This is a genomic window from Cryptosporangium sp. NPDC051539 (assembly GCF_044454545.1).
Lineage (GTDB): Bacteria > Actinomycetota > Actinomycetes > Mycobacteriales > Cryptosporangiaceae > Cryptosporangium.
In genome coordinates, this window is the sequence record NZ_JBITDV010000023.1 from 46,786 (window position 1) to 64,613 (window position 17,828).

Below are 17,828 nucleotides of genomic sequence, written 5' to 3' on the forward strand. Positions count from 1 at the left end.
GCCGCCAGGATTTCCCGAGCATCAGCGGCGCCGGCTCCGGCTCAGATCGTCGAATCCCCCGGGTCCAGCCACCCGTTGATGACCGCCGCGGTCCGGGCACTGTGGTCGGTGAGCATCGTGAAGTGCCGGGCCTCGACCGTGCGGACCTCGTAGGCCGGCGAGGACGGCCGGGCCACCAGCGGCTCGGCACCCTCGGCGATCGGGAGCGTGCACTGGACGAAGAGCACCGGCACCTCCACCGGATCGTCGATGCTCAGGCCGGTCGTCAGCTCGATCCAGTGGAACATCGCGGAGGTGGCGGAGAGGCTCAGCTCGCCGTAGCGGGACTCCGCGTCGAGCCCGAGTCCGAGCACGTGCCCGCCCAGGTGTTCCCGGTCGGTCGCGTCCCCGAGGTCGAACGCGTCGAGCAGCACGAGCGCCCGGGGACCGCCCTCCAGCCGCAGGGCGAGGTTCTGTGCGAGCCGCCCTCCGTTGGAGTAGCCCAGCAACACGTACGGCCGGCCGGCCGCCGCCGCGTCCACGCTGTGGGCGAGCGCGGTGAGTGCCGCGTCCGCGTCGGCGGGCAGGGCCTCCCCCTTGCGGTAGCCCGGCAGCGGGATCTCGACGACCGAGTTACCGGGCAGGTGCGCGGCCAGGTGCCGGTACTGGTCGGAGCCCGAGATCACGGCCGGCGTCCGCAGGCAGATCAGGAGCGGGTCCTCCGCCGCACCGTGCAGCCGGCTCGCCGCGGGTGCGAACCCGGAGGCGTCCGGGCCGCGGAAGGTCGGGCGGACCCGGGCCACGGCCCGGATCAGCTCGGCGGCCTGCTCCCGGCGGTCCCCGCTGCGCAGGGCGTCGCGGATCAGGCCCCCGATGCCGTCGTCGCCGGACCCGGACGGGTCGGCGTCGCTTCCGGCCCCCCGGACGTCCGACGCCAGCCGGCCGGTGAGGTACGCCGCCAGCTCGGCCGGGCTCGGGTGGTCGAACGCGAGCGTCGCGTCCAGCTCCAGGCCGGTCGCGTCCACCAGGGCGCCGCGCAGTTCCACCGCGGTCAGCGAGTCGAACCCGAACTCGGCGAACGCCCGGTCGGCCGGAACGGCGTCCGCGCCGGCCAGCCGCAGCACGGCCGCGATCCGGGTGCGCACCAGGTCGAGGACGGCCGCGTACCGTTCGTCGTCCGGGAGCGCGCCGAGGCTCGCCCGTAGCTCGTCCGCCGCGGCCACGTCCGTGGCCGCGGTCTCGGCCGCCGCTCGCACCGCGGGCAGCGCGGCGAAGAGTGCCGACGGCCGCATCGCGGTGAACGTCGGTACGAACCGGTCCCAGGCCATGCTCGACACGGTCACGCACACGTCTCCGGCGGCCACCGCTCGTTCGAGCGCCGCCAGCGCCACCGCCGGATCCATCAGGAGCACACCCCGGCGGGCGAGGTAGTCCCCGGCGCCCTCGGCCGCGGCGAGCCCGCCGCCGTCCCAGGGGCCCCAGGCCACCGAGGTGCCGGCCAGCCCGCGGGCGCGCCGCTGCGCCGCGAGGCCGTCCAGATAGGCGTTGGCCGCACCGTAGACGGCTTGGCCACCGCTGCCCCAGACACCGGCGATCGAGGAGAACAGCACGAAGAAGTCGAGCTCCTGATCGCCGAGGAGCGCGTCCAGGTGCGCGGCACCGACGGCCTTGCCGGCCAGGACGGCCGCGGCCGAGGCGGGAGTGGTGGCGTCGATCAGGTCGGCCTGCCCGACCCCGGCCGCGTGCACCACGCCGGTGAAACGGTGGGACGCCAGCAGCGCGGCGACCGCTTCCCGGTCGGCGAGGTCGCAGCCGACGATCTCGGCCTCGACCCCGAGCTCGGCCAGCTCCGCGCGCAACTGTTCCGCGCCGGGCGACGCCGGACCGCCGCGGCCGGTCAGCACCAGCCGCTCGGCACCACGCCGGGCCAGCCACCGCGCCACGTGCGCACCCAGCGCACCGGTGCCGCCGGTGACCAGCACGGTTCCCCGGGCCCGCCACTCGACGTCCGGGCCGGGCAGCGGCGCCGGTACGAGCCGGCGGCCGTACACCTCGCCGCCGCGGAGCGCGACCTGATCCTCGCCGGTCCGCCCGGCCAGGATCCCGGCCAGGGACGCCAGGCTGCCCGCGTCGAGGTCGAGCGGGAGGTCGATGAGCCCACCCCAGGTCGACGGGTACTCCAGTGCGGCGGCGCGGCCGGCTCCCCAGACCGCGGCTTGCGCCGGGTCGGCGGGGCCGTCGGCAGCATCGGCCGCGACCGCGCCGCGCGTCAGCGTCCAGACCGGGATCTGGAGGCCGACGTCGCCGGCCGCCTGCACCAGCGCGAGCGTCGTGCCGACGCCGGCCGCGACCGTGTCGCCGGTGTCGAGGCCGAGCAACGAGAGGACGCCGTCCGCCGTCCGATCGCGAAGGCAGTCGGCGAGGCTACCGCGGTCGGTCGCGGGCACCTCGAGCCGCTCGAGCCCCCACCGTTCGCTGAGCCGAGCCGTCCAGTCCTCCGCGTGCAGCGCCGGCGGGACCAGCAGCAGCCACCGGCCGGTCAGCTCCGCGGCCGGCACGGCGATCGGTTCCCAGGTCACCTGGTAGCGCCACGACTTCGCCACCGACCGGTCCCGGTGTTCCCGGTGCCACGAGGTGAGCGCGGGCAGCACCGCCTCGACCGCATCGGGGTCGACCGCGAGATCGGCGGCCAGGGAGGTCGCGTCCGACTGCTCCAGAATCGACCAGAGGTCGGCGTCGGCCGGGTCGGTCGCCGTAGTGGGACGGGAAACGGAGGCGGCCGCGGGCTCCGGCCAGAAGCGCTGGTGCTGGAACGGGTAGGTCGGCAGGGCGATTCGGCGGCCGGCGGGCAACAGCGCCGGCCAGTCGACGTCCACGCCGTGGACGGACAGCCGGGCCAGCGCTTCGAGCAGCGTCGCCACTTCGTCCCGCCCCTTGCGCAGGCTCGGCACGGTGCCCTCGACCAGCGCGGAGAGCACCGCGGCCGGACCGACCTCCAGCAGGATCGAGGCCCCGCCCCCGCGCAGTGTGCTCACCGCGTCGGCGTAGCGCACCGGCCGGCGCGCCTGCGCCACCCAGTACTCGGGGTCCCGTGCCTGCGCCTCGGTGAGGAGCTCGCCGGTGACCGTGGAGACGATCGGCGCACTCGGCGGTGCATACGCCATCTCCTGGGCCACGGCGCGGAACTCCGCCAGCATCGGCTCCATCAGCGGCGAGTGGAAGGCGTGCGACACGGTCAGCCGCCGCACACGGGCCCCGAGCGCGGCGACGACCTCGTCCACCGCGGACTCGGTTCCCGAGAGCACCAGCGAGTTCGGACCGTTGATCGCCGCGAGCGCCACGTCGTCACGCCCGGCCAGCAGCGGCAGAACATCGGCCTCGCGGGCGCGCAGCGCCGCCATCGCGCCGCCGGTGGGCAGCGCACCCATCAGCCGGCCCCGGGCCGCGACCAGTGCGCAGGCATCGGCCAGCGACCAGACCCCGCCGAGATACGCCGCGGCGAACTCGCCGACCGAGTGGCCGGCCATCAGCGCGGGCCGGACCCCGACGGACCCCAGCAGGCGGGCCAGCGCGACCTCGAACGCGAACAGCAGCGGCTGCGCCCACTCGGTGCGGTCCACCCGCTCCGGGTCGGCCCAGGCGGCCCGTGCCCCCGTGAGTTCGTCGAGCACCTCGTCGAACGCGGTCGCGAACGCCGGGTACCGCTCGTAGAGCTCCCGACCCATGGCGACGCGCTGCGCGCCCTGACCGGCGAACACCATGCCCACCCGGGCCTGACCGACCACTGCGCCGGTCACCACCCCGGCGACCGCCGACCCGCCGGCCACGGCCGTCAGCCCGTCGACCAGCTGCGGGGCCGAGCTCGCCAGTACGACGGCGCGGTGCTCGAGCATCGATCGTGTCACCGCCGCCGAGAAGGCGACGTCCGGCAGCGGCTCGTCCGCGGCCACCGCGGCCAGCCGGGCGGCCTGGGCGCGCAACGCGGCATCGGAGCGGCCCGAGAGGACGACGGGCAGCGGACCACCGGGGTCGGGTGGGACGGAGACCGAAGCCGACGCCGTGACCGGGCCCTGCTCCAGGATCACGTGCGCGTTCGTCCCGGAGAGGCCGAAGGCCGAAACCCCGGCGCGGCGCGGACGTTCCCCGTCCGGCCAGGGCTCCTGCGCGGTGAGCAGCCGGATCGCCCCGGCCTCCCAGTCCACTCGGGTCGACGGCGCGTCGAGGTGCAGGGACCGCGGCAGCGTCCCGTGCCGCAGGGCCAGCACCGTCTTGATGACTCCGGCGACGCCGGCCGCCGCCTGGGTGTGCCCGAGGTTCGACTTGACCGAGCCCAGCAGCAGCGGCGTCTCCCGGTCGCGCCCGTAGGTGGCCAGGAGCGCCTGGGCCTCGATCGGGTCACCCAGGGTCGTGCCGGTGCCGTGCGCCTCCACCGCGTCCACGTCGGACGGCGTCAGCCCGGCGATGGCCAGTGCCTGCCGGATGACCCGCTGCTGCGAGGGGCCGTTCGGCGCGGTCAGGCCGTTGGACGCGCCGTCCTGGTTGACCGCGGAGCCGCGCACGACGGCCAGGATCGGATGTCCGAGTCGCTCGGCGTCCGAACGGCGCTCCACGACCAGCATGCCGACGCCCTCCGACCAGGCGGTGCCGTCGGCGGCGTCCGCGAAGGACTTGCACCGGCCGTCGGCGGCCAGGGCGCCCTGGGCGCCGAAGCCGACGAACGCCATCGGAGTGCTCATCACCGTGACGCCTCCGGCCAGCGCCAGGTCGCACTCCCCGGCGCGCAGCGCCTGACCGGCGAGGTGCAGGGCCACCAGCGACGAGGAGCAGGCGGTGTCCACCGTGATCGCCGGGCCCTCCAGGCCGAGCGTGAAGGAGAGCCGGCCGGACATCACGCTGGCCGAGAGGCCGGTCGAGCCGTGCCCGTTCGCGTCGACGCCGCTCTGGAGCATCAACGCCTGGTAGTCCTGGCCGTTGGTACCGACGTACACGCCGGTCCGGGACCCCCGGAGCGACGGCGGGCGCAGTCCGGCGTCCTCCAGCGCCTCCCAGGTGGTCTCCAGCAGCAGCCGCTGCTGCGGGTCCATCGAGGCGGCCTCGCGCGGGGAAATCCGGAAGAACTCCGCATCGAACCCCGCCGGGTCGTCGAGGAACCCGCCTTGCAGCGAGGTCAGGTCGCCGGGCAGACCGGCCGAGAGCCGGTTCAGGTCCCAGCCCCGGTCGGCCGGGAACGGCCCCATCGCGTCGGTGCCGTCGCTGAGCAGTCGCCAGAGATCCTCGGGTGAACCGACCCCGCCCGGGAAGCGGCAGGCCATGCCCACGATGACCACGGGGTCCTCCGCGGCGTCCCGGACCGCGGGAGGAGCGGCGACCGGCTCGTCCTGGGCGCCGAAGAACTCGCGGTCGAGGAACTCGGCCACCGCCTGCGGGCTCGGGTAGTCGAAGACCAGCGTCGCCGGGAGCCGCACCCCGGTGGTCGCGGCGAGCCCGTTGCGGAGTTCGACCGCGGTGAGCGACTCGATCCCCAACTCGGAGAACGTCATCGCCGGTGCGATCTCGGCCGGGTCGGCGTGCCCGAGCACGGCGGCCGTGTGAGCGCGGACGAGGTCGAGTAGCGCTTGCACCCGCTGTTCCGGCGACATCGCCGCCAGGCGGGCGGCGGCCTCGTCGGTAGCCCGGTCGGTGGCGGTACGCCGCGCCGCGCCGGGAACCAGGCTCCGCAGCAGCGGCGGCAGGTGCCTGGCGTTGCGCCGCACGGTCGGCAGGTCCAGCCGCACCGCGACGACCTGCGGCTCGCCCGGGTGTGCCAGTGCGGCGTCGACGAGGCCGAGGCCCTGTTCGGCGGTGAGCGGCGGCAACCCGACGCGAGCCAGCCGGCTGAAGTTCGCCCCGGACGACAGTTCGGTGCGGTCGGCCCAGGCTCCCCAGGCCAGCGAAACACCCGGCAGCCCGAGGCCTTGGCGGTACGCGGCCAGCGCGTCGAGGAACGCGTTCGCCGCCGCGTAGTTACCCTGACCGGCCGACCCACCGATCCCCGCGAACGACGAATACAGCACCAGCGGCGTCGCACCGATCAGCTCGTGCAGATGCCACGCCGCGTCCACCTTGGCCGCCAGCACCGGGGCGAGCCGGGCGTCCGTCATCGACTCCACCAGACCGTCGGCCAGTGTTCCGGCCGCGTGCACGACGCCGGTGACGGGGTGGGCGGCCAGCAGTGCGGCCAGCGCGTCGCGGTCGGCGACGTCACACGCCTCCACCCGCACCGACGCACCCAACCCGGCCAGCTCCTCGACCAATTCGCGCGCGCCCGGAGCCTCCGGACCCCGACGACTGGTCAGCACCAGGCTCCGCACCCCACGGTCGGCCACCAGATGACGGGCCAGCAACGCCCCCAGACCACCGGTACCGCCGGTGATCAACACCCGCTCACCGAGATCGAGCCCTGCTCCCTCCACCGGCACCAGCCGGTCCAGCACCGGAACCAACCGCTGCCCACCCCGCACCGTGACCTGCGGGACCGTGACATCTATCGGCACCAGGCCCGACGCCGGATCCTCGTCCACATCCACCAGCACGAACCGGCCCGGATGCTCCGACTGCGCCGACCGCACCAAGCCCCACACCGCCGACGCCGCCAGATCCGAGACCGGCTCCACCGCGCCCCTCGTCACGACCACCAGCACGCCGTCGGCCGGCGCCGCCAGCCACTCCTGCACCCTCGCCAACGCCCACGACGCCAGCCGATGCGCCGAACCCACCGGGTCAGCCGCGTCGCCCGCCGGGGCGTCCACCCGCACCACTGGCCCCAGGACACCCTCGGGCACCTCGTTCAGCGGCAGGCCCGATCCGGCCTCCGCCGGTTCCCACCGCACCGCGTACAACGGGGCGGCGGCTGCCGCCGGCGGAGCGGACGGGGGTGCGGCCACCGCACGCCAGGTCATCGCGCCGAGGGAGGCCACCGGTGCACCGCTGCCGTCCGCGAGCTCCAGCGACAGCTGGTCCGCCGACTCCCGCCGGATCCGGACCCGGAGCACCGACGCGCCGGCGGCCAGCAGCGAGAGATCCCGCCAGCCGGACACCTCCCGACGGTGCTCGCCGTCGTGGCCCGGCTCGCCGTCGTGGCCCGGCTCGCCGTCGCCGAGGCGGCAGACGGCACCGAGGAGGGCGGGGTGCAGCGCGTAGCGGGTCGCGTCGGACCGGTCGTCGTCGTCGAGCGCGACCTCGGCGAAGATCGTGCCCTCGGTGTCGGTCCAGGCCGGGGCGGATCCGTCGGCCTCGAGCGGGGAAACGCCGGCCGGTGGCCACGTCTGCGCCCACTCGGTGCGCACCGCCGGCTCGCCGGACGCCGTCAGCGTCCCGCGCGCCCAGCAGGTCCACTCGTCCGTACCGCCGTGCGGGCGGGTGAACACGGCGACCGGCCGGGTCGCGTCTGCGCCGGGGCCGTCGGCCACCATGCGTACCTGGAGCGCCCCGGACGCGGGCACGACCGGCGGCGTCTCGACCGTCAGTTCGGCGATCCGGCCGCAGCCCAGTTCGTCGCCGGCGCGGATCGTCAGCTCGACCAGCGCGGCCGCGGTGGCCCCGGGATCGGCCAGCCAGGGCTGGGTGGCCCGGGACAGCCGTCCGGAGAGCACCAGGGCGCCGGTTTCCGGTACCTCGACGGCGTCGGCGAGCAGCGGGTGACCGAGCGCGCCACCGGCCGGGCCGGTTCCGGCCGAACCGGCCGGCCAGTACCGCCGGTGCTGGAACGCGTAGGTAGGCAGATCGACCGCGGGCAGCGCAGTGGCCCGGGCATCCGTGGCTTCGGCACCTGGGGCCGGGGCACCGAGGACGGCGGTCCAGTCGACCGCTCCGCCGTGCACGTGGACGGTGGCGAGGGCCCTCAGCGCGCTGCTGACCTCGTCCTGCCCGGAGCGGGCGAGCGGCACCACCTGTGGCAGCACCTGACCGACCGTGCCGCTGAGCGCGGCGTCCGGACCCAGTTCCAGGAACACGTCCGCACGCGGCCGGAGGACCTCGACCGCGGCGGCGAAGCGCACGGGTTCGCGGACCTGCCGCACCCAGTAGTCCGGATCGGTCCAATCCGGGTGCGGGCCGACGGTCGAGACGATGATCGGCTCGGGCTCGGCGAACGCCGCCGCGGCCAGGACCTGCCGGTACTCCTCCAGCATCGGATCCATCAGCGGCGAGTGGAACGCGTGTGACACGCGGAGCCGCCGAGTCCGCACGCCGAGCCCGTCGGCGAGGCGCAGCACCGCGTCCTCGACGCCGGAGAGCACCACCGCCTCCGCGCCGTTGATCGCGGCGATCGCCACCTCGTGCTCCCGGCCGGCGAGCAACGGGGCGACGCGCGCCTCCGGGGCCGCGACCGCGACCATCGCGCCCCCCGGCGGCAGGGCCTGCATCAGCCGTCCACGCGCCGCGACGATCCGGCAGGCGTCCTCCACCGACCACACACCGGCCACGTGGGCCGCGGCCAGTTCACCGATCGAGTGGCCGACGAGCCCGTCCGGACGTACACCCCAGGATTCCAGCAGCCGGTACTGCGACACCTCGAGCGCGAACAGCAGTGGCTGGGCCCAGCGGGTGTCCTGAATCGACTCCGGATCCGACCAGGCCGCGCGCGCACCGTCGACGTTCTCCAGGATCTCGTCGAACGCCGCGGCGAACACCGGGAAACGCTCGTACAGCGCACGCCCCATCTCCGGTTGCTGGCCGCCCTGCCCGGCGAATCCGAGCACCACCTGACCGCGACCGGCGACTCCCCGCACCGACCCGCCGGAGCGGAGGAGCTCCACCGCCGAGACGGCGTCACCGGCGAGGAGGGCCATCCGGTGCGGTAGCGAGGACCGCGACCGCGCGAGGCCGGCCCCGACCGTGCGCACGTCGGCGCCGGACTCCTCCCACCAGTCCGCCAGGCGATCGGCCTGCGCGGTCAGCGCGGCTTCCGAGCGGGCCGAGAGCAGCACCGGAACCGGACCGGACCGGTCGGCCGGCGCTCCCCCGCCGACCGGCTCCGGCGCGAGGACCGGTCCCTGTTCGAGGATGACGTGGGCGTTCGTCCCGGAGATCCCGAACGCCGACACCCCGGCCCGGCGGGGATGCCCGTTCGCTTCCCACGGCCGGGTCCCGGTCAGCAGCGCGACGTTGCCGGCTTCCCAGTCGACGTGTGTGGAGGGCCGGTCGACGTGCAGCGTCCCCGGCAGCACGCCCTGCTGCATCGCGGCGACCATCTTGATCACGCCGGCCACCCCGGCCGCGGCCTGGGTGTGCCCGATGTTCGACTTGACCGTGCCGAGCCAGAGCGGCGTCTCCCGCTCCGGGCCGTACGTCGCCAGCAGCGCCTGGGCCTCGATCGGATCGCCCAGCGTCGTGCCGGTGCCGTGCGCCTCGACGGCGTCCACGTCCGACGGCGCGAGTCCGGCGGAGGCCAGGGCCTGGCGGATCACCCGCTGCTGCGACAGTCCGTTCGGGGCGGTCATCCCGTTGGAGGCGCCGTCGGAGTTCACGGCCGAGCCGCGAACCGTCGCCAGGATGCGGTGTCCGTTGCGGACCGCGTCCGATCGTCGCTCGAGGACCAGCATGCCGACGCCTTCGGACCACGAGGTGCCGTCGGCGGCGTCCGCGAACGCCTTGCAGCGGCCGTCGGCCGCCAACCCACCCTGGACCGCGAAGCCGAGGAACAGGTTGAGGTTCGCCATCACGGTCACGCCGCCGGCCAGCGCGAGGTCGCACTCCCCCGACCGCAGTGCCTGGCCCGCCCAGTGCATGGCCACCAGCGACGACGAGCAGGCGGTGTCGATCGTGACCGCGGGGCCTTCCAAGCCGAGCAGGTAGGCCACCCGGCCGGTGGCGACGCTGCTCGCGTTGCCGGTGCCGAGGAACGGAATGGACTCGCGGGGGAACTGCGCGCTCTGTCCGTACTCGTTGAAGACCAGACCGGCGAAGACGCCGGTCCGGCTGCCGCGCAGCCCGACCGGGTCGAGGCCGGCGCGCTCCAGCGCCTCCCACGACGTTTCCAGCAGCAGCCGCTGCTGCGGATCCATGGCGATCGCCTCGCGCGGCGACACCCCGAAGAAGGCCGCGTCGAAGTCCCCCGCGTCCGGAAGGAACCCGCCGACGCGCGCGTAGTCCGCGGCGGCGCCGAGTTCGGCGGGGACCGCGTCCGGGTCCCAGCCGCGGTCGGCCGGGAACGGCGCTATCGCGTCGACCCCCGCCGCCGTCATCCGGAGGAGGTCGTCGGGCGAGCTGACCCCACCCGGGAACCGGCACGCCATGCCCACGATGACGATCGGATCACCGTCCACCCGGCGCACCGGCGGCACAGCGGTCCGCGGCGCCTCCACCGAGCCACCCAGCTCGCCGGCCAGGTACTCGGCCAAGGCCGCCGGCGTCGGATAGTCGAACGCCAGCGTCGACGACAGTCGCAATCCGGTCGCGGCACTCAGCCGGTTACGCAACTCGACCGCGGTCACCGACTCCAGGCCCAGCTCCGCGAACGACCTCGTCAACGAAACCTCGGCGGCCTCCGCATGCCCCAGCACCGCGGCAACCTGCCGACGAACCAGCTCCAGCAGGGCCTGCACCCGCTGCTTGGGCGGGAGCGCGGCGAGTTCGGCCGCGGCGTCGGTGGCCTCCCCGTCGGCGGCCGTGCGCCGGACCGGGGCGGGTGCCAGCCGGCTCAACAGCGGCGGCAGGTGACGGGCGATGCGTCGCAGCACGGACAGGTCGATGCGGAGCGCGACGACCAGTGGCTCGGCCGCCTGCGCCAGTGCGGCGTCGAACAGGGCCAGGCCCTGCTCGGCGGTGAGCGGCGGCAACCCGATCCGCGCCATCCGCTCGAAGTCGGCACCGGTGGTGAGCTCGGTGCGATCCTCCCAGGCTCCCCAGGCCAGCGAGACACCCGGCAGCCCGAGGCCTTGGCGGTACGCGGCCAGCGCGTCGAGGAACGCGTTCGCCGCCGCGTAGTTACCCTGACCGGCCGACCCACCGATCCCCGCGAACGACGAATACAGCACCAGCGGCGTCGCACCGATCAGCTCGTGCAGATGCCACGCCGCGTCCACCTTGGCCGCCAGCACCGGGGCGAGCCGGGCGTCCGTCATCGACTCCACCAGACCGTCGGCCAGTGTTCCGGCCGCGTGCACGACGCCGGTGACGGGGTGGGCGGCCAGCAGTGCGGCCAGCGCGTCGCGGTCGGCGACGTCACACGCCTCCACCCGCACCGACGCACCCAACCCGGCCAGCTCCTCGACCAATTCGCGCGCGCCCGGAGCCTCCGGACCCCGACGACTGGTCAGCACCAGGCTCCGCACCCCACGGTCGGCCACCAGATGACGGGCCAGCAACGCCCCCAGACCACCGGTACCGCCGGTGATCAACACCCGCTCACCGAGATCGAGCCCTGCTCCCTCCACCGGCACCAGCCGGTCCAGCACCGGAACCAACCGCTGCCCACCCCGCACCGTGACCTGCGGGACCGTGACATCTATCGGCACCAGGCCCGACGCCGGATCCTCGTCCACATCCACCAGCACGAACCGGCCCGGATGCTCCGACTGCGCCGACCGCACCAAGCCCCACACCGCCGACGCCGCCAGATCCGAGACCGGCTCCACCGCGCCCCTCGTCACGACCACCAGCACGCCGTCGGCCGGCGCCGCCAGCCACTCCTGCACCCTCGCCAACGCCCACGACGCCAGCCGATGCGCCGAACCCACCGGGTCAGCCGCGTCGCCCGCCGGGGCATCCACCCGCACCACCGGCGCGAAAACACCCTCCGGCAACTCGTTCAGCGCAAGCCCCGATCCGGCCGCCGCGGGCTCCCACCGCACCGCGAACATCGACCGGCGTGCGAGCGCCGCAGCCTGATCCGTCGCGCCTGCCGGTAGTGCCCGCAGCGTCAGCCCGGCGATCGTCGCGACCGGCTCGCCCCGGCCGTCGGCCAGGTCCAGAGCGACCTCCCCCGCGCTCAGCCGCCGGGCCCGGACGCGCAGGACGGCGGCGTGCGCGGCGTGCAGCGACACGTCCCGCCAGCGGCCGGGTACCCGGTCCGGCTCGTCGGTTCCGAGCAGCGCTGCGACGTTCACGGCGGCGTCGAGAAGGGCCGGGTGCAGTCCGTAGCGGGCGGCGTCCGATCGTTCGTCCTCGTCCAGCGCGACCTCGGCGAAGATCGTGCCGTCGGCGTCGGCCCAGGCCGCGGCCTGGGCCCGACCGGTCGTGCCGTCGTCCGCTCCGTCCCGCGGGAGCGGGGTGGCATCGGCGGGTGGCCAGCGGTGGGCCTCGAAGAGTGCCGGGACCGCGCCGACGGCGAGGACGCCACTGGCGTACGTCGTCCAGGGATCCTCCGACCCGCCCGGGCGCGCGTGGATCGTCACCGCCCGGCCGTTCACTCCGGCCGGGGCCACCACGACCTGGAGCTGCACGCCGGTGTCCGGCAGCGGCAGCGGAGCGAGCAGCGTCAGCTCCTCGACCCGGCCGGCGCCGATCTGGTCACCGGCCCGGACGGCCAGCTCCAGCAGCGTGGCGCCGGGCACGAGCGCGGTACCGCCGAGCCGGTGGCCGGCCCGCGGGGGCTGCGGCGGCGAGGGGATCCGGCCGGTGAACACCACCCCGCCGTCCGCCAGTTCGAGCGCCGCTCCGAGCAGCGGGTGGCCGGCCGCGACCAGTCCGGCCGCGGTCAGGTCGCGCGGAGCCGCGTCGGCGGCGTTCGGCCAGTACCGCTTGTGCTGGAACGCGTAGGTGGGTAGGTCGATCCGGCGCGCGCCGGGCAACACCGGCGTCCAGTCGACCGGGACGCCGCGCACGAACAGTTCGGCCGCGCTGGTCAGCACGCGCAGCAGCGAGTCTTCGTCCCGGCGCAGCGTGCCGGCCACCACCGCGCCGGTGGCCAGGTCGCCGATCGCTCCGGTCAGGACGGGATGCGCACTGACCTCCACGAACACGTCGTGGGTGGGGGCGAGGTGTTGCACGGCCTCGCCGAGCCGAACCGGGTTGCGCAGGTTGTCGAACCAGTACCGGGCGCCCAGTTCGGTACCGGTCACCCACTCACCGGTGACCGTCGAGAACATCCGGACCCGCGCCGGGGCCGGCTCCAGATCGGCGAACGCCTCCAGCAACTCACCCTCGAGCACATCCACGTGCGCCGAATGCGACGCGTAATCCACCGCGATCCGCCGAGCCCGCACACCCGCAGCTATCCACCGGTCGACCAGACCGTCCAGCGCCTCCGGATCACCCGACAGCACGATCGACCGCGGGCCATTCACCACCGCCACCGACACACCCGCCGGCAGAACCGGCTCCACCTCATCGAGCGAAAGCGCCACCGACGCCATCGCTCCCGAACCCGCCAACCGCGACGCGATCAGCTTCGACCGCACCGCGACGACCCGCGCGCCCTGTTCCAGGGTGAGCGCACCAGCAACCACGGCCGCCGCGATCTCGCCCTGCGAATGACCCACCACCGCGCCGGGACGAACCCCTAGCGAATCCCACACCGCAGCCAGCGACACCATCACCGCGAACGACGCCGACTGCACGACGTCGACCCGCTCCAGCAGGTCCTCGTGCGCCAGCGCCTCCAGCAGATCCCACTCCACGAACGGCGCCAGAGCCTGCGCGCACTCCGCCAAACGCTGGGCGAACACCGGCGACTCCGCCGCCAGCCGCACACCCATCCCCACCCACTGCGCGCCCTGACCCGGGAACACGAAAACCGACCGGCCCCGTGGACGCGCGACACCCCGGACCCCGTCCAGCGACCGCAGGCGAGTGCTCAGGTCAGCGACGTCCGCTCCGAGGACGACGGCACGGTGCTCGAACAGCGCGCGGCCCGCCGACGAGAACGCCGCGTCGAACGGCGAGGTCTCGGACGACTCCAGGAAGGTGGCCAGCCGGTCCGCCTGCGCGGCCAGCGCCGCTTCCGACTTGGCCGAGACGACCACGGGCGCCGGGACGGAGGGGGCCGCCAGGACATCACGGGCCGACGGGACGTCCGGCGCCGGGGACGGCGTCCCGGTCGGTGCCTCCTCGAGAATCACGTGCGCGTTCGTGCCGGAGATACCGAACGACGACACCCCGGCCCGGCGCGGACGGACGGAACGCGTCCAGGGGCGGCTCTCGGTCAGCAGCTCGACCGCACCGGCGGACCAGTCCACGTGCGTGCTGGGCGCGTCCACGTGCAGCGTGCGCGGCAGAACACCGTGGTGCATCGCCAGCACCATCTTGATGACGCCGGCCACTCCGGCCGCGGCCTGGGTGTGCCCGAAGTTCGACTTCACCGAGCCGAGCAGCAGCGGCTCGTCGCGGTCCTGCCCGTACGTCGCGATCAGGGCCTGGGCCTCGATCGGGTCACCCAGCGCCGTGCCGGTGCCGTGCGCCTCGACGGCGTCGACGTCCGCGGGTTCGAGCCCGGCCGCGGCCAGCGCCCGCCGGATCACCCGTTGCTGGGAGGGACCGTTCGGGGCTGTCATGCCGTTGGACGCGCCGTCCTGGTTCATCGCCGAGCCGCGGACGACGGCCAGTGGCCGGTGCCCGTTGCGGATCGCGTCGGACATCCGCTCCACGACGAGCATGCCGACGCCCTCCGCGTAACCCGCGCCGTCCGCGGCGTCGGCGAAGGCCTTGCTGCGGCCGTCGGCGGCCAGCCCGCCGCGGGAGGCGAAGTCGGCGAAGAGGGTCGGCTGGGCGAGCACGGTCACGCCGCCGGCCAGGGCCAGGTCGCATTCGCCCCCGCGGAGGGCCTGCGCGGCCAGGTGCAGCGACACCAGCGACGACGAGCACGCGGTGTCCACGGTGACGGCCGGGCCCTCCAGGCCCAGCAGGTAGGCCACCCGGCCGGTGGCGACGCTGCCGGCCGAACCGGTGCCGACGAAGGCCAGCGCGTCGTCGGGGAAGTTCGCCGACGTGCCGTAGTCGTGGTACATCAGGCCGGCGTAGACGCCGGTCTGACTGCCGTGCAGCGCGGTGGGATCGATTCCGGCGCGCTCCAGGGCTTCCCAGGACGTCTCCAGCAGCAGTCGCTGCTGCGGATCCATGGCCAGGGCCTCGCGGGGAGAGACACCGAAGAACTCGGCGTCGAAGTCGGCCGCGTCGTCCAGGAAGCCGCCGACGAGGGTGTACTCCGCCGCGGCGGCCAGGTAGGGGGTCAGGTCCCAGCCGCGGTCGGTCGGGTACGGCACCATCGTGTCCACGCCGTCGGCGACGACCCGCCAGAGATCCTCCGGTGAGGTGACCCCGCCGGGGAACCGGCAGGCCATCCCGACGATGACGATCGGGTCGCCGTCCACCCGGCGCACCGGAGCCGCGCCGCGCCGCACCACCTCCGCCGAGCCGGTCAGCTCACCGGCCAGGTACTCGGCCAGCGCCACCGGCGTCGGGTAGTCGAACGCGAGCGTGGACGGCAACCGCAGACCGGTGGCCGCGGTCAGCTGGTTGCGCAACTCGACCGCGGTCACCGACTCCAGCCCGAGCTCCGCGAACGAGCGGTCCGGCGAGACCTGAGCCGGGTCGGCGTGGCCGAGCACCGCCGCGACCTGGGCCCGGACCAGATCCAGCAGGGCCGGCAACCGCTCTTCCGGCGGGAGTGCGGTCAGCTGCCGGGCCGCGTCGGTCTGCTCGGAGTCGACCGCGGTGCGGCGCCGGGTGGCGGGCACGAGCCGCCGGAAGAGCGCAGGCAGGTACTGCGCGTGCCGGCGGAGCGCGGACAGGTCCAGGCGCAGCGGCAGGACGAGCGGTTCTGCGGTCAACGCGCGCGCCGCGTCGAACAGCGCGAGTCCCTGGCCCGCGGTGAGCGGCGGCAACCCGATCCGCGCCATTCGCTCGAGGTCGGCGCCGGCGGTGAGCTCCGTCCGATCCGCCCAGGCTCCCCACGCCAGCGACGATCCCGGCAGGCCGCGCCCGTGCCGATGCGCGGCCAGCGCGTCGAGGAACGCGTTGGCCGCCGCGTAGTTGCCCTGCCCGGCCGACCCCCCGATGCCCGCGAACGAGGAGAACAGGACCAGCGGAATGTCACCGATCAGTTCGTGCAGGTGCCACGCCGCATCGATCTTGGGCCGCAGTACGCGGGTGAGCCGCTCCGGGGTCAGGCCGGTCACGACACCGTCGTCGAGAACGCCCGCCGCGTGGATCACCGCGCCCAGCGGAGGTTCGATCGTCGCGAGCAGCGCGGCGAGGGCCTCCCGGTCCGCCACGTCGCAGGCGTCGACCCGCACCGAGGCACCGAGCTCCGCCAACTCGTCGCACAGTTCCCGCGCGCCCGCGGCGTCGAGACCCCGCCGGCTGGTCAGTACCAGCGTGCGGACGCCCCGCTCGGCCACCAGATGGCGGGCGAGCAGCGCTCCCAGCCCGCCCGTACCGCCGGTGATCAACACCGTGCCGTCGAACTCCACGGCGGGCTGTTCCGCCGGGCTCACCCGCGACAACACCGGCGCGAGCACTTGTCCGGCCCGCACCGCCAGCTGCGGCGCGGCCGCGTCCACGGGCACCGCCCAGGATGCCGGGTCGTCGTCGACGTCGACCAGCGCGAAGCGGCCGGGATGCTCCGTCTGCGCCGAGCGGACGAGGCCCAGCAGCGTCGCCGCGGCCAGGTCGGTCACCGGTTCGACCGCACCCCGGGTGACGATCACCAACCGGCTGTCGGTCGGAGCCGCCAGCCAGCTCTGCACCGTCGCCAGCCCCCAGGACGCGACCGCGTGCGCCGAACCCACCGGGTCGGCCGGGTCGCCGGTGGGCGCGTCCACCCGGACGACCGGGGGGAACTCTCCCTCGGGGAACTCGTCGCGGAGCGGCAACTCGCCGAGCGACGGACCGGCCGCCGTCTCCGCCGGCTCCCAGCGCACCGTGAACAGCGATCGGCGCGCGACGGCCGCGGTGTCCTCCGCCGAGTCCATCGTCACCGGTCGCAGGGCCAATCCGTCGATCGTCGCGACCGGCCGCCCGCTGCCGTCCGCGAGTTCCAGTGACACCTCCCCGGCCGACGGCCGGCGCATCCGGACCCGCAGCACGGCCGCTCCGGTGGCCAGCAACGACACGCCTCGCCAGGCGAACGGCAGCCTCGGCGTCGCGTCCGCGCCGGCGGCGCCCGGCAGGGCCGCTGTGTGGAGGGCGGCGTCGAGCAGGGCCGGGTGGAGGCCGAACCGCGCGGCGTCGGCTCGCTCGTCCGCGCCGAGCGCCACCTCGGCGAAGAGGGTGCCCTCAGCGTCGGACCAGGCCGCCCGGAGACCCTGGAAGGCCGGTCCGTAGTCGAGGCCACCGGCGCGGAGACCGTCGTACACACCGTCCAGCGGAATCCGGTCGGCGCCGGCGGGCGGCCAGTCGGACGCCTCGAAGCCGGCCGGAACCGGTCCCGCCACGAGCACACCGACGGCGTGGCAGACCCACGGGTCCTCCGTGTTCTCCGGGCGGGCGTGGATCTCGAGCGAACGTGCTCCCGCGCCGTCCGCGGCCCCGACCACGACCTGGAGCAACACGCCGCCGGCGGCCGGCAGCGGCAACGGCGTCTGCAGCGTCAGCTCCTCGACCCGGCTCACACCGACCTCGTCGCCGGCCCGGACGGCCAGTTCCAGCAGTGCCGTGCCCGGCACGATCACGGTGCCGCCGACGCGGTGCCCGGCCAGCCACGGCTGGGTCTGCAGCGAGAGGCGCCCGGTCAGCATCAGTCCGCCGTCCGTCAGCGCGACGGCGGCGCCCAGCAGCGGGTGACCAGCTGCGGTCAGCCCGGCCGCCCCGAGGTCACCGATCCCGGCGGACGCCGGTGGCCAGTAGCGTTCGTGCTGGAACGCATACGTCGGCAAATCCACCCGCCGACCGGCCGGAACCCACTCCAACTCCACCCCACGCACAAACAACTC

1 protein-coding gene is annotated in these 17,828 nt (G+C 74.8%); it reads right to left on the bottom strand.

All coding sequences use genetic code 11. The annotated features are described in order from the left end of the window. Nucleotides 1–41 precede the first annotated feature (41 nt). The gene (locus ACIBZJ_RS42130; RefSeq protein ID WP_395939233.1) at nt 42–17,777 is read right to left on the bottom strand and encodes a type I polyketide synthase; all 17,736 of its coding nucleotides are present in this window, start codon (nt 17,775–17,777) and stop codon (nt 42–44) included. Nucleotides 17,778–17,828: the final 51 nt, after the last annotated feature.